The following is a 20,282-nucleotide window of genomic DNA, read 5'->3' on the forward strand; positions in this document are numbered from 1 at the left end:
TCGGGTCAGGGAGCGGGGCGGGCGCCCACCTGCGAGACCGCCAGGGCGCCGAGGTCGCCCGCGCGGCGCAGCGCCACCGTCGGGCCCGCGCCGGCGAGCCAGGCGGCCAGCAGCCCGGCCGCGAAGGCGTCCCCGGCCCCGGTGACGTCCACCACCGCCACCCGGCGGGCCGGCGCCACGGCGACCGTGGCGTCCCGGTCCACCCAGACCGCCCCGGCCGCACCCTGCTTGACGACGATCCGCCGGGCGGAGGCCGACAGCGCCCGCCCCTGCGCCGCCGGGTCGAGCCCGCCGGCCAGCACCGTCGCCTCGTCGGCGTTGACCAGGAGCAGGTCGACCCCGCGTACCCAGGACAGGAAGGCCGCCGCGCCGACCCGCCGCAGCGGCGCCGCGGAGGCCGCGTCGACGCTGGTGGTGAGCCCGCGCTCGCGGGCGGCGGCCAGCGCGCGCAGCCCGGCCGGGCGGGACCCGGCGTCCAGCAGGGTGTACGCGGACAGGTGCAGGTGCCGCGCGTCCGGCGCGGCGGCCAGCGCCGCGTCGACGTCCGCCGGGGCCAGCCGCAGGTTCGCGCCCCGCTCGGTGATCATCGTCCGTTCCCCGGCGGTGGCCAGCACGATGACCGTGCCGGTGGCGTGCTCCGGATGCCGCGTCACCGCGCAGTCGACCCCGGCCCGCTCCAGCTCGGCCACCCGCTCCCGCCCCTGGCCGTCGTCGCCGACCGCGCCCACCAACGTCACCGGCACGCCCTGGGCGGCGAGCCAGGCCGCGGTGTTGGCGGCCTGTCCGCCGCCGCTGAACCGGATGGCCGCCGGCGTGTCGGACCCGGTGGCCGGCGGCCCGTCCAGCACCGCCACCACGTCGGTGATCAGGTCACCGACGACGAGGACGCGGCCTGCGGTCATGCGTCGGCGCGACGGGCGGCCGCGGCGACCGCGATCCGGGCGGCGAGGTCGGCGTTGCGCAGGATGATCCGGACGTTCACCGCCAGGCTCGCCCCCTCGGTCGCCGAGTGGAAGTGGGCGAGCAGGTAGGGCGTCACCGCCTTGCCGGTCACCCCGTCGCGTTCCAGCAGCGCCAGCCCGTCGGCGAGCGTCCGGTCGTGCAGCTCCGGGTCGAGCTGCTCGTCGGCCGGCAGTGGGTTGGCCACGATCAGGCCGCCGTGGTGCACGTTGTGCTGCTCCCGGGCGGCCAGCGCGTCGGCGACCTGCTCCGCGGAGTCCAGCGACCAGTCCAGGTCGAAGCCGCCGTCGGTGATGAAGAAGCCGGGGAACCGCCGGGTCCGGTAGCCCACCACGCCGACGCCGAGGGTCTCCAGCCGCTCCAGGGTGGCGCCCACGTCGAGGATCGACTTGACGCCGGCGCAGACCACCGCGATCGGGGTCCGGGCCAGGGTGACCAGGTCGGCGGACTCGTCGAAGGTCTGCGCGGCCTCCCGGTGCACCCCGCCGAGGCCGCCGGTGGCGAACACCCCGATGCCGGCGGCGGCGGCCACCGCGCTGGTCGCGGCCACGGTCGTGGCGCCGTCCGCGCCGGTGGCCGCCGCCACGGCGAGATCGCGTACGGAGAGCTTGGCGACCCCGTCGGCGGTGGCGAGCCGGGTCAGCTCCGCGTCGTCCAGGCCCGCCACGAGCCGGCCGCCGACCATGCCGATGGTCGCCGGGACCGCGCCCGCGTCCCGGACCGCCTGCTCGATCTCCCGGGCCACCCGGAGGTTGTCGGGCCGGGGCAGGCCGTGCGAGACGATGGTGCTCTCCAGGGCGACGACGGGGCGTCCGGCGCGCAGCGCCTCGGCCACCTCGGCGCCGTAGTGGATGTGAAAGTCGGTCACGTCACCACCGTACGGCCTTCGCCGGGGTGGCCTGAAGTGGACCGGGCCGCGGTGACCTGCCAGACTTGACGGTTGGAGGTGTAGAAGTGAGCACACAGGTTCTCGAGCGTCCGGAGCTGAAGGACGCCGACACCGGTCCCGAAATGTTCCACTACGTGCGCAAGGAGAAGATCGCCGAGAGTGCCGTCATGGGCACCTTCGTCGTCGCGCTCTGCGGGGAGACCTTCCCGGTGACCAAGGCCGCCAAGCCCGGCTCGCCGGTCTGCCCGAAGTGCAAGGAGATCTACGACTCGTACGCCGAGTGAACCGGGGCGGTCGTCCCGGCCGCCCACGTAACCTGCGGCGGTGACCACCTCCACCGCCCTGCTCCTCGCCGACCTCACCGGGGTGGCGGTCTTCGCCGCCTCCGGGGCCTCCGCGGCGGTGGCCAAACGGCTCGACCTCTTCGGCGTCGTCTTCGTCGGCTTCGTCGCCGCGCTCGGCGGCGGGATCTTCCGGGACCTGGCGATCGACGAGGTGCCGCCGTTGGCCTTCGCCGACTGGCGGTACGCCGCCACGGCCGCCGTCACCGCCGCCGCCGTCTTCTGGCTGCACCCCCAGCTCGCCAGGCTGCGCACCACCGTGCTCGTGCTGGACGCGGCCGGGCTGGGGCTGTTCACCGTTACCGGCACGGTCAAGGCCCTCGACGCCCAGGTGCCGGCGGTGGGGGCGTGCGTGATCGGCATGCTCACCGCGATCGGCGGCGGCCTCGGGCGGGACCTGCTCACCGCCGAGATCCCGGTGGTGCTGCGGCGCGAGATCTACGCGGTCGCCGCGCTCGCCGGCTCGATCGCCGTGGCGCTGCTGGACGCGCTCGGGCACGCCAACGCCGCCTGGCTGACCGCGGCGGCGGCGTTCGTCTTCCTGTTCCGCCTGGTCGCCCTGCGCCGGCGCTGGTCGGCCCCGATCGCCACCCTCCGCCCCCCACGTACCCACGCCCCCGGCCCCCATCCCTGAGCCCTCGCCGGGGCGGGGTGACGGGCGTGGGGGATGTGAGCCGCGTGGTGTCGGCTGGGTCGGGAGCGCCCCGCTGGTTATGCTGAGTCGGCCTTCGCGGCACCATCGGCGCGGAGGCGTTTTCATGGGCGGCGGCACCCGTGGCCCTCGGCCGGGGTCCGCCCGTTTCAGGCGGTCGGAGAGGAGCTTCGCGTGGCGGCCCGGTTGCCGGCGATCGAGACGTTTCCGGCACTGCGTGCGTGGCAGCGCAAGGCACTGGTGGAGTACCTGCGCCGGCGGGACCCCGACTTCACCGCCGTCGCCACCCCGGGTGCCGGCAAGACCACCTTCGCCCTGCGGATCGCGGCCGAGCTGCTCGCCGACGGCACCGTCGAGGCGGTCACCGTGGTGGCCCCGACCGAGCACCTGAAGACCCAGTGGGCGCAGTCGGCGGCCCGGGTCGGCATCCAGCTCGACGCTGCCTTCCGCAACGCCGACCTGCACTCCGCCGCCGACTTCCACGGCGCCGTCGTGACGTACGCGCAGGTGGGGATGGCGCCCCAGGTGCACAGGCGGCGCACCCTGACCCGGCGCACGCTGGTCATCCTCGACGAGATCCACCACGCGGGGGACAGCCGCTCCTGGGGCGACGGGGTGAAGGCGGCCTTCGAGGGCGCCGAGCGCCGGCTGATGCTCACCGGCACCCCGTTCCGCTCCGACGACAACCCGATCCCGTTCGTCACGTACGAGCGCGGCGGGGACGGTCTGCTCCGCTCCCGCGCCGACTCGGTGTACGGCTACTCCGACGCGCTGCGCGACGGCGTGGTCCGCCCGGTGCTCTTCCTGGCGTACTCCGGGGAGACCCGGTGGCGCACCAACGCCGGGGAGGAGCTGGCGGCGCGGCTCGGCGAGCCGATGACCCAGGACCTCGTCGCGCAGGCGTGGCGTACCGCCCTGGACCCGGCGGGCGACTGGATGCCGCAGGTGCTGCGGGCCGCCGACGCCCGGCTGACCGTGCTGCGCAACGCGGGGATGCCCGACGCCGGCGGGCTGGTGATCGCCAGCGACCAGCAGACCGCCCGCTCGTACGCCAAGCTCATCGAGCAGTTGACCGGCGAACGGGCGGCGGTGGTGCTCTCCGACGACGTGGGGGCCTCCGCGCGGATCGCGACGTTCGCGGCGTCCGACCAGCGGTGGCTGGTGGCGGTCCGGATGGTCTCCGAGGGCGTCGACATCCCCCGCCTGGCGGTCGGGGTGTACGCGACCAGCGCCAGCACCCCGCTCTACTTCGCGCAGGCGATCGGCCGGTTCGTCCGCGCCCGCCGCGAGGGGGAGACCGCCTCGGTCTTCCTGCCCAGCGTGCCGCACCTGCTCGGGCTGGCCAGCGAGATGGAAGCCGAGCGGGACCACGTGCTCGGCAAGCCGAAGGACCGCGAGGGTTTCGACGACGACCTGCTGGAACGCGCCCAGCGTGACGACCAGGCCAACGGCGAGCTGGAGAAGCGCTTCGCCGCACTCTCCGCGACCGCCGAGCTGGACCAGGTGATCTTCGACGGCGCCTCGTTCGGCACCGCCGCCCAGGCCGGCACCCCCGAGGAGGAGGAGTACCTGGGCCTGCCCGGGCTGCTGACCGCCGACCAGGTCGCCATGCTGCTGACCAAGCGGCAGCAGGAGCAGCTCGCCGCCCAGCGCCGAAGGGCCGCGCGGCCCGCTGAGCCGGCCGCTGAGCCGTCCGCGGCGCCGCCGGCACCGATGAGTGCCGCCCAGCGCCGGGTCGCCCTGCGTCGGCAGCTCAACGCTCTGGTGGCCGCCCGGCACCACCGGACGGGGCAGCCGCACGGCAAGATCCACGCCGAGCTGCGCCGCCTCTGCGGCGGCCCGCCGAGCGCCCAGGCCACGATCGAGCAGCTCGAGGAGCGCATCGCCACCGTCCAGACCCTCTGACGGCGGACGGCCCCGCACGGCCCGGGTGGTGGCCCGTGGACCCGGCGCGCGGTCCGCGACCCCCGGCGCCCGTCAGGCCGCCCGTGGGGCCGGCGGTGTGCGGTCGGCTCCGCCCGCGCCCGCTGTGCCCTCTCAGGCCGCCCGTGGGCCGGCTGTGGGATCCGCCCGCCCGGGCCCCCTGGGCCCCGTCGGGCGCTCGTGGGCCCCGCCGCGCGCTCCGCGCCCCGCTGCACCCGTCAGGTAGCCCGTGGCCCGGCCGCGCGCTCCGTTCCACCGCGGCCCGTTGCGGCCGTGGGTCAGACAGGGCGGGGGTACGCAAAAGCCGGCCGGAGGCTCCCCGTTGGGGGCCTCCGGCCGGCTATGTCGTGGGTTTGCGGACTCAGTTCGCCATCAGATCGGCGCCACGCCAGCTGAACTCCGGGTCCGTCGCGTACCGCACGGTGATCTTCACGAGATCCTCCGCGTACTTGTTCGCGTGGTGCCCACAGAACACCAGCTCGCTCCCACCCGCCAGAGTGATCCGGAGCTTGCCGGCAGCATTGCAGCGGTCGCACCGTTCATCGGCGGCTGGGGGAGCCACCGTCTCGGGCGGCGGCGTGAGGGTCGGGGTCATCGCCTTCCTCCTCTGGTCGTCACCGATGAACAATCTCTTCGGTCGTTGCTCACCTATCGTGCAACACCCTGTCCCGGCGCTGCCTTCCCTGTGTGCCCGCGGGGGACCGAGGTCACACATGGCAGGGACAGTGTGCCGTGCACCAAGGGTGCCACGTCAACGATCACAATCGTGCAACCGAACGATCACCTTCCGACGTTGCACGTCAGGTGATCAAAACGACACGTTCGGTTGACGATCGCGATCAGTCCAGGTAATCCCGCAGCACCTGCGAACGCGACGGGTGGCGCAGCTTGGACATGGTCTTGGACTCGATCTGCCGGATGCGCTCCCGGGTCACGCCGTAGACCTGGCCGATCTCGTCGAGCGTGCGCGGCTGGCCGTCGGTCAGGCCGAAGCGCAGGCGTACCACACCCGCCTCACGCTCGGACAACGTCTGCAGCACCTGCTGGAGCTGATCCTGCAGCAGCGAGAACGACACCGCGTCGACCGCGACCACGGCCTCGGAGTCCTCGATGAAGTCGCCGAGCTGGCTGTCGCCCTCGTCGCCGATCGTCTGGTCCAGCGAGATGGGCTCCCGGGCGTACTGCTGGATCTCCAGCACCTTCTCCGGTGTGATGTCCATCTCCTTGGCCAGCTCCTCCGGGGTGGGCTCGCGGCCCAGGTCCTGGAGCAGCTCGCGCTGAATACGGCCGAGCTTGTTGATTACCTCGACCATGTGCACCGGGATGCGGATGGTGCGGGCCTGGTCGGCCATCGCGCGGGTGATCGCCTGCCGGATCCACCAGGTGGCGTAGGTGGAGAACTTGTAGCCCTTGGTGTAGTCGAACTTCTCGACCGCGCGGATCAGGCCGAGGTTGCCCTCCTGGATGAGGTCGAGGAAGGCCATGCCGCGACCCGTGTAGCGCTTGGCCAGCGAGACGACCAGCCGGAGGTTGGCCTCCAGCAGGTGGTTCTTGGCGCGCTCGCCGTCGCGGGAGATCCAGAGCAGGTCCCGCTGCATGTCGCGGGTGAGCTTCTCCTCGCCCTCCTCGGCCGCACGCAGCCGCTCGGCGGCGTAGAGCCCGGCCTCGATCCGCTTGGCCAGCTCCACCTCCTGCTCGGCGTTGAGCAGCGGGACCTTGCCGATCTGCTTCAGGTAGGCCCGGACCGAGTCGGCCGAGGCGGTCAGCTCGGCGTCGCGGCGCGCCTGCTTGAGCGCCTCGGACTCCTCGTCGTCCCACTCGAAGTCGTTGTCGCTCGCCGAGTTGGCGGCGTCGGTCTCGGCGGCCTGGGTCAGCTCGGCCGGCTCCTCGACCACCACGTCCTCGATCTCGGCGGCCAGTTCCTCCGGGTCGATGTCGCCCTCGGCGCCCTCGCCCTTGGCCTTGCCGCCGGCCTTGGCCGGCTTGGCACCGGCCGCCGCGGCGACGGTGGCCTTGGTGGCCCGGGTGGACCTGGTCGCCTTCGCGGGCGCCGCGGCCTTGGCGGCCACCTCGGCGGTGGTGCCGGCGGCCTTGCGGGCGGCGGCGACCTTGCGCGGGGCGGGCGCGGCGGCCTCGTCGGCGGCGGGCGCCTGCTTGGGGGCGGGCGCGGCGGCCTTCTTGGTCGTCTTGGCGGTGGTGGCCCGGGACGCCGGGGTGGCCGAGCGGGCGGCGGCGACGCGGCGGCGGGTGCTCGCCGAGCCGTCCACCACCACGGTCACTCCCGCCTCGGAGAGCGCCCGCAAGATCTTCTTGGCCTGGGCCGGAGTCACCTCGGCGGACTCGACGGTGCGCGCGAGCTGGGCCGACGTGAGCTGGCCGCCGGCGCTCTGCGCGTGGGCGATCAGGGTGTCGGTGAGCGAGCGAACGTCGGCGCCGGTCTGGCGGGGTTCTGTCACGAATGACCTTCCGGAGGCGAAGAGCGAGCACGGCCGGGTCGTCCGACGCAGAGCGGTGCACCTTGCCGGGCGATGTGGTTGAAGGACCCCCGTGTCCCGGGCCGGCCGGTCGTTGGCGGTCCGTCGCAGCGTGGGCAGGGGTGAATTGTAACGCCGTCTGCGGCGATCATCCGTCGCCGCACGGTGGACCGGCGGCGGGGACCGCCGATTCGACGTAGATGTGGACTTTGTAAGGATGGTACCGCGCGTGACCCGGAACACCCCGGCCGTGCGGGAAGGGGACGAACGATGGACCGCTCGGCGCCTGCGGAGCTGCTGGAGATCGCGATCGAGGTGGCCCGCGAGGCGGCGGCGACCGCGTACCGGATGCGGGTCGAGGGCGTCTCGGTGGCCGCGACCAAGAGCACGGTCACCGACGTGGTGACCGCCGCCGACCGGGCGGTCGAGCGGCAGGTGGTCGACGCGCTGCGCCGGCTGCGCCCGGGTGACGCCGTACTCGGCGAGGAGTACGGGGCGGGGGAGAGCGGCCCGACCGGCCCCGGCGGGGTGCGCTGGATCATCGACCCGATCGACGGCACGGTCAACTACCTGTACGGGATCCCGCACTGCGCGGTCTCGCTCGCCGCCGAGGTCGACGGCGAGGTGGTGGCCGGGGTGGTGCGCAACGTCAACACCGGCGAGGAGTGGACCGCCACCGTCGGCGGAGGCGCCTGGCGCGACGGGGAGCGGCTGCGCTGCTCCACCGAGACCGACCTCGGCCAGGCGCTGGTCGCCACGGGGTTCGGCTACGACCCGGCGCGCCGGGCGCACCAGGCCCGGGTGGTCGCCGAGCTGATCCCGCACGTCCGCGACATCCGCCGGCTCGGCGCCGCCGCGCTGGACCTCTGCCTGGCGGCGGAGGGGCGGGTGGACGCCTACTACGAGAAGGGTCTGGCCGCCTGGGACCAGGCCGCCGGGGCCCTCGTGGCCACCGAGGCAGGGCTGCTGGTGGCCGGGCTGGGCGGGCTGCCGGCCGGCCCGGACATGGTGATCGCCGCCCCGTCGGCCCTGTTCAAGCCCCTGCACGACCGCCTCGCCGACCTGGACGCCTCCGGCGGCCCGTGACGGACGCGGCCGAGTGTGGCCCCACGCGGCCGGGTATGGCCCTCACGTGGCCGGTACGGCTCCCGCGCCGCGCGGGCGTGGTGAGCGCCCCGGCCCGGCCGGGGCGCGGCACTCCGCGTCAGCCGTCCTCGCGCGTCGGGCAGGAGCCCGCCGGGGCGACCGGCGCGCCGAGGTCGCCCAGGGACTGGTTGACCTCGGTGGTGGTGGCGAGCTGCTGGAAGCCGCTGCCCAGCACCACGTCGACGACGTCGTCGGTGCGCTTGGCGTCGTACTCGTACTCGGCGTTGTCGAGGAAGTACGCCCGCAGCAGGTGCGCCGAGCCGACCCCCTTCGGGCCGTAGCGGAGCACCGCGATGTCGTCGATCTGCTTCTTCTCGTCGCCGGTCTTCTTGACCTGGAACTTCCGGTTGCGGAAGTCGTCGGCGATGGCGCCGGCCAGGCCGATCCGGTCCGTGCCGTTCAGCACGTTGATCTTGACGTCCTTGGGCTCGCGCAGGGTCACGTCGGCCATCGGCCAGCCCTCCGGGCAGCCACCGGCGAGGCCGCCGTCGCCCTGGGTGTCGCGGACCATGGCGACCACCACGAAGACCAGGGCCAGCACCGCCAGCAGGCCGACGACAACGAGTGCTCGCACTCGCGCAAAGCTCATCAGGGTGCTCCCCGGACAGAGGTGGGTGGCGGCGGCCGCCGGCGGTCGGGCCGCCCCGCCGGCCGTCGAGTACGCCGCTGAGGTTAACGGTTGTCCGGCCGTCGCGTGGAAACAGCCCGACATGCCGGCGCGCCATCCGGGAACCGGGTACTACTACCCCTATCTTCGTGTCGCCTGAGTCACATTGGGAACAACTTCGCGTGCGGGGGCGTACATCTCAGCCACGAGGGCGGTATACATGCCTCGCCCAAAGGGGGGGTAAGGTTCCGCGCTCGCTGGGGGTTCCTCCGGAGGTCTCCGTCCGTGCTGTCTTCGGGTCGGGTGACCGACACAAGTGGTGGCCGGCCAGCGGAACCGAAACAGCGTCGTCCGGCGTTACAACCGGAAGCGACAACATCGATATGGGAGAGTGAAACCGATGGCCACCGACTACGACGCCCCGCGTCGCGACGAGGTCGACCTCGGCGAGGACAGCCTGGAAGAGCTCAAGGCCCGACGCGTCGACTCACAGTCGGGCGCCGTGGACGTCGACGAGGCCGAGGTGGCCGAGAGCTTCGAGCTGCCCGGCGCCGACCTGGCCGACGAGGAACTCACGGTCAAGGTGCTTCCGATGCAGCAGGACGAGTTCCGCTGCGCCCGCTGCTTCCTCGTGCACCACCGCAGCCAGTTGGCGGTCGAGCGCAACGGCGAGCTGATCTGCCGCGAGTGCGTCTGACACGACGCGCCTCCACCAGCGGCGGCTCCCTCGTGGGGCCGCCGCTGCCCGAGATGCCGTGCGACGCGGCGGGGGACCTGCTTCACTCGTGACGGGTGGCCGCCACGCCGGCGACAGTCCATTCGGGAGGTCGGACCCATGAGCGAGCCCCGCGGCACGCGCGGCGCGGACCGGACCCGCGCCGAGCGCGCACGCGACGGCGACCCGGACGGGAGCCGGGGCGACGCCGTGCCCGGCTCGGACGCCGTGCCCGGCTCGGACGCCCTGCCCGGCTCGGACGCCCTGCCCGGCTCGGACGCCCTGCCCGGCTCGGACGCCGTGCCCGGCGCGGACGACGAGCTGGGCGCGACCGTCGCGGCCCTGACCGCCGACGACGTCGCACCGGCCCGCCGGCGGCAACTGCTCGGCCGGCTCGTCGGGCAGGCGCGGGCGCGCGGGCTGGGCGACCTGTTCAAGCCGAAGACCGCCGTCCGGTGGATGGTCGACACGGTCGCCGAGATCGCCCCGCACGTGCCCGTGCGGGACCTGGCGACCCTGCGTCGCCACTTCGACGGCCTGGACGGCGAGGCGCTGGCCGAACGGCTGGTGCGCAACGCCGCGCGGACGACGGCGGGGATCGGCGCCGCCGGCGGGGGAGTCGCCGCGGTCGAGTGGGCCGTCACCCCGACCCTGCTCTCCGCGCCGGTCCTGCTCGCCGCCGAGACGGTCGCCGTGGTGGCCGTCGAGCTCAAGCTGATCGGCGAGCTGCACGAGGTCTACGGGGTGCCGCTGGCACCCGGCGGCACCCAGCGGGCGGTCGCGCTGGTGCAGTCCTGGGCCGGCCAGCGCGGGATCAACCCGATGATGCCCGGCGTCGGGGTGGGCGCGGTGCTCGGCACCGCCGCCCGCAAGGAGTTGCGGGACATGCTGCTCAAGCGCTTCGGCCGCAACCTGACCACGCTCGGCCCCTTCCTCACCGGGGCGGCGGTGGCGAGCTACCTCAACCGCCGGGCCACCCGGACGATGGCCGACGAACTCCGCCGCGACCTGCGCCGCAGGAGCCCCGCCCTCCCCGGCGGCCCGCCGGCCCTCCCCGGCCCCGCCTGACGCCCCGTCAGGGCCGGGGAAGAATGCGGGAGGACCAGGCCCGGGGACCGAAGGCCAGGCCAGGGGACGGGCCCGGGACAGCCGGGCGGCGGGACGGGCGCGGGGCGGCTCAGGAACGAGCGGCGTCGCGGGCGGCGAGGACCGCCTCGGCCAGCTCGACCGGATGGCGGGTGCTGACCACCCAGAACGGGGTGGGGTCGGCCGGGTCGTCGAGGACCACCTGGACGGCGCCCGGGACCCACGGCCGCTGCACCACGAACGCCAGCGGGTCGGCCCCGACCCCGAGCACCTCACGCCGGCCGGCGGCGTCCAGCGGGACGACGTCGGCGACGAACCGGACGGGCAGCCGGGCGTCGTCCACCCGCAGCTCGCCGTCGCGTACCGCGATCCGGATCCGGCCCAGCCAGGCCAGGCAGGCGACGGCCGTCGGCAGCAGCACCACGAACGGCAGCCAGGCACGCACGCCGGGGGCGCCCATCCACAGCTCCACGGCCAGCAGCGTGGCCGCGGCCAGCCCGCCCAGCCACAGCCACCAGGGCAGGCCGAGCCGCTCGGTGTGCTCCGGGGGCGCCGCGGTGGGCGACGCCGGGGATGGCGAGGATGGCGACAGGCTCACTCCTGCCAGGGTACGGCGCACGGCGGCCGGCGGAACCGGCAGGATGTCAGGGTCACCCCACGAACCGGACGGAAGAGGGGAACCGTGACCGACGTCGTACCCGTGCCCGTACGGCAGCTCGACCCGGAGCTGCCGCTGCCGGCGTACGCCCATCCCGGTGACGCCGGGGCCGACCTGGTGGCGGCCGCGGACGTCGAGCTGCCACCCGGCGGTCGGGCCCTGGTCCCGACCGGGGTGGCGATCGCGTTGCCCGAGGGGTACGTGGGCCTGGTCCACCCCCGATCGGGGCTCGCGGCCAGACTCGGGGTGACGGTGCTCAACGCGCCCGGTACGGTCGACGCCGGCTACCGGGGTGAGATCCTGGTCAACCTGATCAACCATGATCGGGAGGCGTCGGCGAAGATCTCCCGTGGCGATCGGATCGCCCAGCTCGTTGTCCAGCGGGTGGCGCGGGCCGATTTCCAGCCGGTGCCCGAGCTGCCCACGTCCCGGCGTGGGACCGGCGGGCACGGCTCCACCGGCGGACACGCCGGCCTGGTGCCGTCCCCGGCGGCCCTCCGGGCGCCGGACGGGCGGCGGGCGCCGGACGTGCCGGACGGGCGGCCGGACGAGCGGGACCGGGCAGGCGGACGGACGGAAGAGGTGGCAGGGTGAGTGCGAACAGCGGAGGGTGGGCGCAGTGATCTTCTCCCGTAAGCGGGACGATGCCCGACGGAACGCCCGTGACGAGCGGACGACCGAGGTCCTCGACTCCACCGAGTCGGCCCCGGCGGCCCTGGCGCGCGGCCCGTACGACGTCTCGGAGGCGCCCGCCGGGGTGCAGCGGCTCGACCTGGGCAGCCTGCAGATCCCCGCGGTGCGTGACGTCGAGGTGCGGGTGCAGGCGGACCCGGAGGGCGTGATCCAGCAGGTCGTGCTGGTGCACGGCCAGAACGCGCTCCAGCTCGGCGTGTTCGCCGCGCCGCGCTCCGAGGGCATCTGGGACGAGGTGCGCGAGGAGATCCGCCAGTCGCTGTTCAACGACGGCGCGGCGGCCCAGGAGGTCGAGGGCGAGTACGGCACCGAGCTGCACGCCCGGGTGCGCACCCAGGACGGGATCACCGACCTGCGGTTCGTCGGCATCGACGGGCCGCGCTGGATGGTCCGCGGCGTCTACCAGGGCGAGGCGGCGACCAACCCGGCCGCCGCCGGCCCGCTCGCCGAGTGCCTCGACGGCCTGGTGGTCGACCGGGGGCAGGAGGCGAAGCCGGTGCGCGAGCCGCTGCCGCTGCGGCTGCCCCGCGACGTCGCCGACCAGGCCGGTGCCGGGGCGCCGGCCGGCGGCAACCCCGCTCCCGGGCCGCGCGAGGCCTGACCGCCCGTCACCGGCGACGCCGGGACCGGGCCCGTCGGCGTACGCTGGCGGCACGGTCCCGGCGCCGCCGGGTGCCGGGCCCGTGCCGGCAGCGCCGGCCAGCGTGGAGAGGGTGACGCGGAGGTCATGTCGACCGACGAGGACCGGGGCTCGCTGCGCCGCATGCTGCGACGACTCACCGCGAGCGAGGCGGAGATCGAGGCGCAGGAGCTGCGCCGGGAGTGCGCCGAGCACGGCGGCAAGCCGGTCGGGGAGTGCCTGCGTGGGCAGGTGGTGTCGGTCGCCGGCCGGCTCCGCACGGTGGTCTACACCCCGCGGACCAACCTGCCCACGCTGGAGGCGGACCTCTACGACGGCAGCGACGTGGTGACCCTGGTGTGGCTGGGCCGGCGGCACATCGCCGGCATCGAGCCGGGCCGGCACCTGACCGCCCGTGGGCGGGTGGCGGTGCGTGACGACCGCAAGGTGATCTACAACCCGTACTACGAGCTGGAACCGCCGAAGTGACCCGGTGGGCGCGGCGGACGGAAGGCGTGCGATGACGACGGGACAACACCGGGCGGCGCAGCCGGAGAGCGGTCCGGAGGACGAGGAGCGGCTGCCCACCCTCGCCGAGCAGATGGCCGACCAACTCGGCGGCTGGCGAGGCCTGGTCGAGTCCAGCATCCCGGTGGTCGTCTTCGTGGTGGCCAACGTCGTCGGTGAGCTGCGGCCCGCCGTGATCGCCTCGGTGGCGGTGGCGCTGGTGATCGCCGGGCTCCGGCTGGCCCAGCGGCGGCCCGTCCGGCACGCCGTCAACGGCTTGTTCGGCGTCGCCATCGGCGCCGCGATCGCCTGGCGCACCGGCGACGAACGCGACTTCTACCTCCCCGGCATCCTCTACGGCATCGGCTACGGGCTGGCCCTGCTGGTCTCGGCGGCCGTCCGGCAGCCCCTGGTGGGGTGGATCTGGTCGGTGCTGGTGGCCAAGGGGCGCTCCGAGTGGCGCGACGACCCGCGCCTGGTGCGGACGTTCACCGGGCTGACCGTGCTCTGGGGCGTCGTCTGGCTGGCCAAGGTCGGCGTGCAGGCGGCGCTCTACCTCGCCGCCCGCCACTTCGACGACGCCGGCAACGAGGCCGCCGCGGCCAACATGGAAACGGCGCTCGGCGTCGCCCGGCTGGCGCTCGGCTACCCGCCGTACGCGTTGCTGCTGCTCATCACGGTCTGGACGGTCCGCCGGGTGACCCGGGAGCCCCGGCCCGCCCCGCTGCCCGGCTGACGGGCGCGCCCACTCGGTGCGCGCCCGTACCGCCACGCGGGCACGGCGGCCGAGTGCGGCGGCCCGGTGCGGCACGCCGGCCCGGGTGGCGGAGCCCCGCGAGCGCCGGTGCTCGCCGCCGCGCCGTCAGCGCTGCTCGCGGGTCCGCTCCACGCTGTCCGGCCCGAGCACCACCGCGCGGACCGCGTCCTCCACCTCGGCGGTGCAGACGAAGATCAGCTCGTCGCCGGCCTCCAGCGGGTCGTCCGGGCTGGGCACCAGCACCCGCTTGCCGCGCAGGATCGCCACCAGCGCGGAGTCGCGCGGCAGCGGCACCGCGTGCAGCGGCTGCCCGACGTACGGCGCGGTCGGCGGCAGGGTGATCTCGACGAGGTTCGCCTCGCCCTGCCGGAAGGTCATCAGCCGGACCAGGTCGCCGACGGTGACCGCCTCCTCGACCAGGGCGGCCATCACCCGCGGCTTGCTCACCGCGACGTCGACGCCCCACTGCTCGGTGAAGAGCCACTCGTTCTCGGCCCGGTTCACCCGGGCCACCACCCGGGGCACCGCGAACTCGGTCTTGGCCAGCAGCGAGACCACCAGGTTGACCTTGTCGTCCCCGGTGGCCGCGACCACCACGTCGCAGCCGGCGACGTTGGCCTCCTCCAGGCTGGTCAGCTCGCACGCGTCGGCCAGCACCCACTCGGCGGCGGGCACCCGGTCGGGCCGGAGCATCTTGGGCTGGCGCTCGATCAACATCACCTGGTGGCCGTTGTCGATCAGCTCCTGGGCGATCGAGCGGCCCACGTTGCCGGCGCCGGCGATGGCGATGCGCATGGCTCAGAGCCCTCCTTCCGGCGGCGCCGCCGCCGCCGACGTGACCGTCCCGGCGATGTCGTCGGTGACCAGCATGAAGAGCTGGTCACCCTCCTGGACGACGGTGGACACGGTCGGCAGCGTGCCGATGCCGAAGCGGATCAGGTACGCCACCCGGGCCCCCGTCGCATCCTCCAGGGCGAGCACCGGCCGGCCGATCCAGTCCTTGTGCACGGGCACCTCGACGATCGACACCGTGCTCGTCGGGTCGCGGAAGATCTCCACGTTCCCCTCGGGCACCAGGTGCCGCAGCATCCGGTCGGCGGTCCACCGGACCGTGGCCACGGTGGGGATGCCGAGCCGCTCGTAGACCTGCGCCCGGCGCTGGTCGTAGATCCGGGCCGCCACCCGGGAGACGCCGAACGTCTCGCGGGCCAGCCGGGCCGAGATGATGTTGGAGTTGTCGCCGCTGGAGACCGCCGCGAAGGCGTCCGCGCGCTCGATGCCGGCCTGCCGGAGCACCTCGCCGTCGAAACCGGCGCCGGTGACGGTGATCCCGGCGAACTCGGGGCCGAGCCGGCGGAAGGCGTCGGAGTCCTGGTCGATGACCGCGACCGAGTGGCCCCGGGACTCCAGGCTGTGGGCGAGGGTCGAGCCGACCCGGCCACAACCCATGATCACGACATGCACCGCGTCCCTCCTCAAGGTGCGCAACCGCCCGACCGGTGAGCGTGTCGTCTGCGAGCCTGCCACGTTCCCGGCGGGGGCGGGGACCGACGGTACTCCGCCGGTTCACCGCCCCGTGCTCGGCCACCCCGCGCCGCCCGCCCGGGGCGTCGTACTCTTGGCGGTTGTGGCCAGACCCACCTCGCTGCTGAAGCGGTTGCTCCTCGGTCGACCGTTCCGGTCCGACCGGCTCAAGCACACGCTGCTGCCCAAGCGCATCGCGCTGCCCGTCTTCGCGTCCGACGCGCTCTCCAGCGTCGCGTACGCGCCCGACGAGATCCTGCTGACCCTCTCCATCGCCGGCGCCTCGGCGTACTTCTTCTCGCCGTGGATCGCCCTGGCCGTCGTGGTGGTGATGCTCACCGTCGTGGCCAGCTACCGGCAGAACGTGCACGCCTACCCCTCCGGCGGCGGCGACTACGAGGTGGCCACGGTGAACCTCGGCCCCCGGGCGGGCGTCGCGGTGGCCAGCGCGCTGCTGGTCGACTACGTGCTCACGGTCGCCGTCTCGGTCTCCTCCGGGGTGGCCAACCTGGGCTCGGTGGTGCCGTTCGTGGCCACCCACAAGGTGCTGATCGCGGTCACCGCGGTGGTGCTGCTCACCGCGGTCAACCTGCGCGGCCTGCGGGAGTCCGGCACGGCCTTCGCGATCCCCACCTACGGCTTCATCATCGTGATGGTCGGGATGCTGCTCACCGGGCTGGTCCGGGTCTTCGTGCTCGGTGACGACCTGCGGGCGCCCAGCGCCGGCCTGGAGATCCAGGCCGAGCACAGCGTCACCGGCTTCGCCCTGGTCTTCCTGCTGCTGCGCACCTTCTCCTCGGGCTGCGCGGCACTGACCGGCGTGGAGGCGATCTCCAACGGGGTGCCCGCGTTCAAGGCGCCCAAGAGTCGCAACGCGGCCACCACGCTGCTGCTGCTCGGCACCATCTCGGTGGCCATGCTCGTCGGCATCATCTGGCTGTCCAAGCTCACCCGCCTGCAGTTCGTCGAGGACCCGGAGCTGCAGATCATCTCCGGCCCCGAGGGGTACGTGCAGAAGACCGTCACCGCCCAGCTCGGGGAGACGGTCTTCGGCTCCGGCTCGGTGCTGCTCTTCGTGGTCGCCGGGGTCACCGCGCTGATCCTCTTCCTGGCCGCGAACACCGCGTTCAACGGCTTCCCGGTGCTCGGCTCGATCCTCGCCCAGGACCGCTACCTGCCCCGGCAGTTGCACACCCGCGGCGACCGGCTGGCCTTCTCCAACGGCATCGTCTTCCTGGCCGTCGCCGCGATCGTGCTGATCGTCGGCTTCCAGGCCGAGGTGACCCGGCTCATCCAGCTCTACATCGTCGGCGTGTTCGTCTCCTTCACCCTCTCCCAGGCCGGCATGATCCGGCACTGGAACCGGCACCTGCGGACCGTGCGGGACCCGCAGGCGCGCCGGCGGATGCTCCGGTCCCGGGCGATCAACGCCTTCGGCATGGCGATGACCGGCACCGTGCTGGTCATCGTGCTGGTCACGAAGTTCCTGCTCGGCGCGTGGATCGCCATCGCCGCCATGGCGATGATCTACGTGCTGATGCTGGCCATCCGCCGGCACTACGACCGGGTCGCCACGGAGCTGACCCCGCCGGACGAGGGCCGCGCCGTGCTGCCCGCCCGCAACCACGCCGTCGTGCTGGTCAGCAAGCTGCACAAGCCGACGCTGCGGGCGATCGCGTACGCCCGGGCCACCCGGCCGGACACGCTGACCGCGGTGACCGTCAACGTCGACGAGAAGGACACGCGGGAGTTGCAGCAGGAGTGGGAGCTGCGGGACCTGCCCGTCCCGCTGACCGTGGTCGACTCGCCGTACCGGGAGATCACCCGCCCGATCCTGGACTTCGTGGCCGGCGTCCGCCGCGAGTCGCCCCGCGACGTGGTCACGGTCTTCATCCCCGAGTACGTGGTCGGGCGCTGGTGGGAGCACCTGCTGCACAACCAGAGCGCGCTGCGCCTCAAGGGCCGGCTGCTGTTCGAGCCGGGCGTGATGGTGACCAGCGTGCCGTGGCAGCTCGCCTCGACGGCGAGCAAGGACCTGGACCGGCTGGACGCCACGCTGAGCCGGGGACCGGCCCGTGGGCCCCGGGTGGCGCCGCGCGGCACCCTGCCGCCGAGCGTCCCGCCGGTCGTGTCCGCGCCGCCCGGCGAGGGCGGCCCGAGCGGTGGGGGTGAGCGGTGACCGGGGCGCGGGACGGCCGGGGGTTGGAGGAGGCCGAGCGGGTCGAGTTGACCGTCGGGGCGGTCGCCCCGGGCGGGCACTGCGTCGCGCGGGTGGACGGCCAGGTGGTCTTCGTCCGGCACGCGCTGTCCGGCGAGCGGGTGGTCGCCGAGGTCACCGAGGTGCACAAGGGGTTCGTCCGGGCCGACGCGGTGACCGTGCTCGAGGCCGCCCCGGACCGGGTCGAGCCGCCCTGCCCGTACGCGAAGCCGGGTCGGTGCGGCGGCTGCGACCTGCAGCACGTCGCCCCGGCCGCCCAGCTCGGCTGGAAGGCCGCGGTGGTGCGCGAGCAGCTCACCCGCCTGGGCGGGCTGACCGACGCCGAGGTGGACGCGCTGGGCGTCCGGGTCGCGGCGCTGCCCGGCGGGCCGCTCGGCTGGCGCTCCCGGGTCCGCTACGCCGTCGACGCCGCGGGCCGGGCCGGGCTGCTCAAGCACCGCTCGCACGAGGTGGTGCCGATCGACCGCTGCCTGATCGCCCACCCGGCGATCCAGGAGCTGCCCGTGCTGGCCCCGAGCGGTGCGCGCTGGCCGGCGGCGGACGCGGTCGAGACGGTCGCCTCCACCGGCGGGGACGTGGCGGTGACCGCCGTCGCCGAGGGGGTGCCGCGCCCGGTGCGCGGGCCGGAGCGGGTCCGCGAGGTCGCCGTCGGCCGGGAGTGGGTCCTGCCCGCGTCGTCGTTCTGGCAGGTCCATCCGGCAGCCGCCGACACCCTGGTCGACGCGGTCCTCGACCTGCTCGACCCCCGGCCGGGGGAGACCGCCTGGGACCTCTACGGCGGGGCGGGCCTCTTCGCCGCCGCGCTGGCCGGCCGGGTCGGCGACGCCGGCCGGGTCACCCTGGTGGAGTCCGCCGAGCAGGGCGTCGCCGCGGCCCGGGAGAACCTGCGCGACCTGCCCCGGGTCGACCTCGTGCCGGCCCGCGTGGAGGCCGCGCTCGCCCGCCGCCGGGTCACCGGCCCCGTTGACGTGGTGGTGCTGGACCCGCCGCGTTCCGGCGCGGGCGCCCGGGTGGTGCGGGACGTCGTCGCCGCGGGTCCGCGCGCGGTCGCGTACGTGGCCTGCGACCCGGCCGCCTTCGCCCGGGACGTGCACACCTTCGCCGGGGCGGGGTGGCGGCTCGCCGCGCTGCGCGGCTTCGACCTGTTCCCGATGACCCAGCACGTCGAGCTGGTGGGTCTGCTCCTCCCGCCCGACCTTGTGTTAGCAGGGGACCCTTCCTCTACCGGATCCGATAAGAAGGGGCCCTTCCTTACATGAAGATCGTCGGGTTGATGTCGGGGACCTCGTACGACGGGGTGGACGTGGCCGCCGCCGAGTTCACCGTCGAGGGCGACACGCTCTGGCTGCGCCCCCTCGGGCATCGCGGCCTCGACTACGACGACGCGCTGCGTGCCGAGATCGGGGCGCTGCTGCCGCCGCAGGCCACCACGATCGAGGCGGTCTGCCGGCTGGACAACCGCCTCGGCGAGGTCTTCGCCGAGGCGGCGGCGGTCGGCGTCGAGCTGGCCGGCGGCGCGGTCGACGCCGTGGTCTCGCCCGGGCAGACGGTCTTCCACTGGGTCGACGGCGGGCGGGCCCGGGGCACCCTGCAACTGGGCACGGTGGCGCGGGTGGCCGCCCGGGTCGGCGTACCCGTGCTGAGTGACCTGCGTTCGGCGGACGTCGCGGCCGGCGGGCAGGGCGCGCCGCTGGTCCCGGCGTTCGACGCGCTGCTGCTCGACCCGGCCGACGGCGCGGCCCCGCGCGCCGCGCTCAACCTGGGCGGCATCGCCAACCTCACCGTGGTCGCGCCGGGCGCGCCGGTGCTCGGGTACGACGTCGGGCCCGCCAACGCGCTGCTCGACGCGGCGGCCCGGCGCCTCCTGGGCCGGCCCTGCGACCTCGACGGCGCCCGCGCGGCGGCCGGCCGGGTGCACCCCGGCCTGCTCGCCGCGCTGCTCGCCGAGCCGTACTACGCGGCGCCGCCGCCCAAGTCGACCGGCAAGGAGCTGTTCCACGCCGGCTACCTGGACGCGCGGCTGGCCGCCCTCGGCGAGCCGGTGCCCGCCGACGACGTGCTGGCCACCCTGACCGAGCTGACCGCCCGGGTGGTGGCCGCCGAGTGCGACCGGCACGGCGTCACGGAGGTGGTGGCGGCCGGCGGCGGGGTGCGCAACCCCACCCTGACCGCCCGGCTGGCCGCGCTCGGGGCCGGCCGGTGGCGGCTGCGCACCACCGACGAGCTGGGCGTCCCGGCGCAGGCCAAGGAGGCGTACGCCTTCGCGCTGCTGGGCTGGCTCTCCTGGCACGGGCTGCCCGGCGCGCTGCCCTCGGTGACCGGCGCCACCCGGGCAGCCGTGCTCGGCTCCTGGACCCCGTCCGGGCCGGCGGGCCGGCACGCGCCGGCCGCCGCCGCGCCCCGCCGGCTGCGGATCCGCCCCTGACGACGGCGGGCGGACCGGGGGCTTCGCCCGGCCGGGTGGAGCGGGCCGGGCGGATCCGCGGCTGACCGGGCGCTCAGCACCCCGACCG

The 20,282-nt window shown here is 74.7% G+C and carries 21 protein-coding genes; 13 read left to right on the top strand and 8 right to left on the bottom strand.

The genetic code is table 11. The annotated features are described in order from the left end of the window. Positions 1 to 5 precede the first annotated feature (5 nt). Together ACGFZ2_RS10130 and ACGFZ2_RS10135 are read right to left on the bottom strand one after the other, a co-directional pair. On the bottom strand, positions 6 to 902 hold the full coding sequence (locus ACGFZ2_RS10130; RefSeq protein ID WP_393451984.1) for a carbohydrate kinase family protein: 897 nt from the start codon (positions 900 to 902) through the stop codon (positions 6 to 8). Continuing rightward, positions 899 to 1,828 carry a pseudouridine-5'-phosphate glycosidase gene (locus tag ACGFZ2_RS10135; protein WP_393265364.1) on the bottom strand — a complete coding sequence of 310 codons (930 nt, stop codon included), beginning with the start codon at positions 1,826 to 1,828 and terminating at the stop codon, positions 899 to 901. The genes ACGFZ2_RS10130 and ACGFZ2_RS10135 overlap by 4 nt, the downstream gene beginning before the upstream one ends. Before the next feature lie 86 nt (positions 1,829 to 1,914). Between ACGFZ2_RS10135 and ACGFZ2_RS10140 the strand changes: the two genes are divergently transcribed. The 3 genes from ACGFZ2_RS10140 (at position 1,915) to ACGFZ2_RS10150 (ending at position 4,747) form a co-directional block, all read left to right on the top strand. Further along, positions 1,915 to 2,133, top strand: a complete 219-nt coding sequence (locus ACGFZ2_RS10140; RefSeq protein ID WP_091096469.1) for a DUF3039 domain-containing protein — start codon at positions 1,915 to 1,917, stop codon at positions 2,131 to 2,133. Positions 2,134 to 2,173: 40 nt separating this feature from the next. Then, on the top strand, positions 2,174 to 2,824 hold the full coding sequence (locus ACGFZ2_RS10145) for a trimeric intracellular cation channel family protein (protein ID WP_393265362.1): 651 nt from the start codon (positions 2,174 to 2,176) through the stop codon (positions 2,822 to 2,824). 192 nt (positions 2,825 to 3,016) lie between these two features. Continuing rightward, a complete protein-coding gene (locus ACGFZ2_RS10150) occupies positions 3,017 to 4,747 on the top strand; it encodes a DEAD/DEAH box helicase (RefSeq protein WP_393451987.1) in 1,731 nt (576 codons plus the stop codon). 379 nt (positions 4,748 to 5,126) lie between these two features. Here ACGFZ2_RS10150 and ACGFZ2_RS10155 read toward each other — a convergent pair whose 3' ends face one another. After that, a complete protein-coding gene (locus tag ACGFZ2_RS10155; RefSeq protein ID WP_036374862.1) occupies positions 5,127 to 5,360 on the bottom strand; it encodes a hypothetical protein in 234 nt (77 codons plus the stop codon). A 244-nt stretch (positions 5,361 to 5,604) separates the two neighbouring features. After that, positions 5,605 to 7,221 (bottom strand): RNA polymerase sigma factor, encoded by a 1,617-nt coding sequence (locus ACGFZ2_RS10160; RefSeq protein ID WP_393265357.1) that lies wholly within the window; start codon positions 7,219 to 7,221, stop codon positions 5,605 to 5,607. A 288-nt stretch (positions 7,222 to 7,509) separates the two neighbouring features. Between ACGFZ2_RS10160 and ACGFZ2_RS10165 the strand changes: the two genes are divergently transcribed. Then, positions 7,510 to 8,325, top strand: a complete 816-nt coding sequence (locus tag ACGFZ2_RS10165; RefSeq protein WP_393451990.1) for an inositol monophosphatase family protein — start codon at positions 7,510 to 7,512, stop codon at positions 8,323 to 8,325. Positions 8,326 to 8,443: 118 nt separating this feature from the next. Here ACGFZ2_RS10165 and ACGFZ2_RS10170 read toward each other — a convergent pair whose 3' ends face one another. Beyond that, positions 8,444 to 8,959, bottom strand: a complete 516-nt coding sequence (locus tag ACGFZ2_RS10170) for a LytR C-terminal domain-containing protein (RefSeq protein WP_393265607.1) — start codon at positions 8,957 to 8,959, stop codon at positions 8,444 to 8,446. Positions 8,960 to 9,392: 433 nt separating this feature from the next. On the opposite strand from ACGFZ2_RS10170, the gene ACGFZ2_RS10175 reads away from it, so the two are divergent. Beyond that, on the top strand, positions 9,393 to 9,689 hold the full coding sequence (locus ACGFZ2_RS10175) for a DUF4193 domain-containing protein (protein WP_007075406.1): 297 nt from the start codon (positions 9,393 to 9,395) through the stop codon (positions 9,687 to 9,689). Positions 9,690 to 9,827: 138 nt separating this feature from the next. Then, positions 9,828 to 10,775 carry a hypothetical protein gene (locus tag ACGFZ2_RS10180; RefSeq protein WP_393451993.1) on the top strand — a complete coding sequence of 316 codons (948 nt, stop codon included), beginning with the start codon at positions 9,828 to 9,830 and terminating at the stop codon, positions 10,773 to 10,775. Between the two features lie 109 nt (positions 10,776 to 10,884). Here the strand turns inward: ACGFZ2_RS10180 and ACGFZ2_RS10185 are convergent, their stop codons facing one another. Next, positions 10,885 to 11,385 carry a DUF3093 domain-containing protein gene (locus ACGFZ2_RS10185; protein ID WP_393265604.1) on the bottom strand — a complete coding sequence of 167 codons (501 nt, stop codon included), beginning with the start codon at positions 11,383 to 11,385 and terminating at the stop codon, positions 10,885 to 10,887. A gap of 90 nt (positions 11,386 to 11,475) precedes the next feature. On the opposite strand from ACGFZ2_RS10185, the gene dut reads away from it, so the two are divergent. The 4 genes from dut (at position 11,476) to ACGFZ2_RS10205 (ending at position 14,006) form a co-directional block, all read left to right on the top strand. After that, positions 11,476 to 12,045, top strand: a complete 570-nt coding sequence (gene dut / locus ACGFZ2_RS10190) for a dUTP diphosphatase (protein WP_393265348.1) — start codon at positions 11,476 to 11,478, stop codon at positions 12,043 to 12,045. A gap of 25 nt (positions 12,046 to 12,070) precedes the next feature. Continuing rightward, complete coding sequence (locus tag ACGFZ2_RS10195; RefSeq protein ID WP_350710991.1) at positions 12,071 to 12,745, top strand: DUF3710 domain-containing protein; 675 nt, start codon at positions 12,071 to 12,073, stop codon at positions 12,743 to 12,745. Between the two features lie 126 nt (positions 12,746 to 12,871). Next, positions 12,872 to 13,252: an OB-fold nucleic acid binding domain-containing protein gene (locus ACGFZ2_RS10200; protein ID WP_350681301.1), complete on the top strand. Its 381-nt coding sequence runs from the start codon at positions 12,872 to 12,874 to the stop codon at positions 13,250 to 13,252. A 31-nt stretch (positions 13,253 to 13,283) separates the two neighbouring features. Then, positions 13,284 to 14,006, top strand: coding sequence for a DUF3159 domain-containing protein (locus tag ACGFZ2_RS10205; RefSeq protein WP_393265345.1), 723 nt, complete (start codon positions 13,284 to 13,286; stop codon positions 14,004 to 14,006). A 126-nt stretch (positions 14,007 to 14,132) separates the two neighbouring features. Here the strand turns inward: ACGFZ2_RS10205 and ACGFZ2_RS10210 are convergent, their stop codons facing one another. Further along, positions 14,133 to 14,822 carry a TrkA family potassium uptake protein gene (locus ACGFZ2_RS10210; protein WP_350681297.1) on the bottom strand — a complete coding sequence of 230 codons (690 nt, stop codon included), beginning with the start codon at positions 14,820 to 14,822 and terminating at the stop codon, positions 14,133 to 14,135. A 3-nt stretch (positions 14,823 to 14,825) separates the two neighbouring features. After that, positions 14,826 to 15,491 (bottom strand): potassium channel family protein, encoded by a 666-nt coding sequence (locus ACGFZ2_RS10215; protein WP_393451996.1) that lies wholly within the window; start codon positions 15,489 to 15,491, stop codon positions 14,826 to 14,828. Positions 15,492 to 15,654: 163 nt separating this feature from the next. On the opposite strand from ACGFZ2_RS10215, the gene ACGFZ2_RS10220 reads away from it, so the two are divergent. From ACGFZ2_RS10220 to ACGFZ2_RS10230, 3 genes are read left to right on the top strand one after another with little or no spacing between them, the layout of a single operon-like run. Further along, positions 15,655 to 17,730, top strand: coding sequence for an APC family permease (locus ACGFZ2_RS10220; RefSeq protein ID WP_393265340.1), 2,076 nt, complete (start codon positions 15,655 to 15,657; stop codon positions 17,728 to 17,730). After that, entirely contained in the window at positions 17,727 to 19,028 is a 1,302-nt protein-coding gene (locus ACGFZ2_RS10225; RefSeq protein WP_393265338.1) for a class I SAM-dependent RNA methyltransferase, read from the top strand. Before ACGFZ2_RS10220 ends, ACGFZ2_RS10225 begins: the two co-directional genes overlap by 4 nt. Beyond that, positions 19,025 to 20,194: an anhydro-N-acetylmuramic acid kinase gene (locus ACGFZ2_RS10230; RefSeq protein WP_393265335.1), complete on the top strand. Its 1,170-nt coding sequence runs from the start codon at positions 19,025 to 19,027 to the stop codon at positions 20,192 to 20,194. The genes ACGFZ2_RS10225 and ACGFZ2_RS10230 overlap by 4 nt, the downstream gene beginning before the upstream one ends. Positions 20,195 to 20,282: the final 88 nt, after the last annotated feature.

Origin of the sequence: Micromonospora sp. NPDC048063 (genome assembly GCF_043202855.1) — a bacterium.
Taxonomy (GTDB): domain Bacteria; phylum Actinomycetota; class Actinomycetes; order Mycobacteriales; family Micromonosporaceae; genus Micromonospora.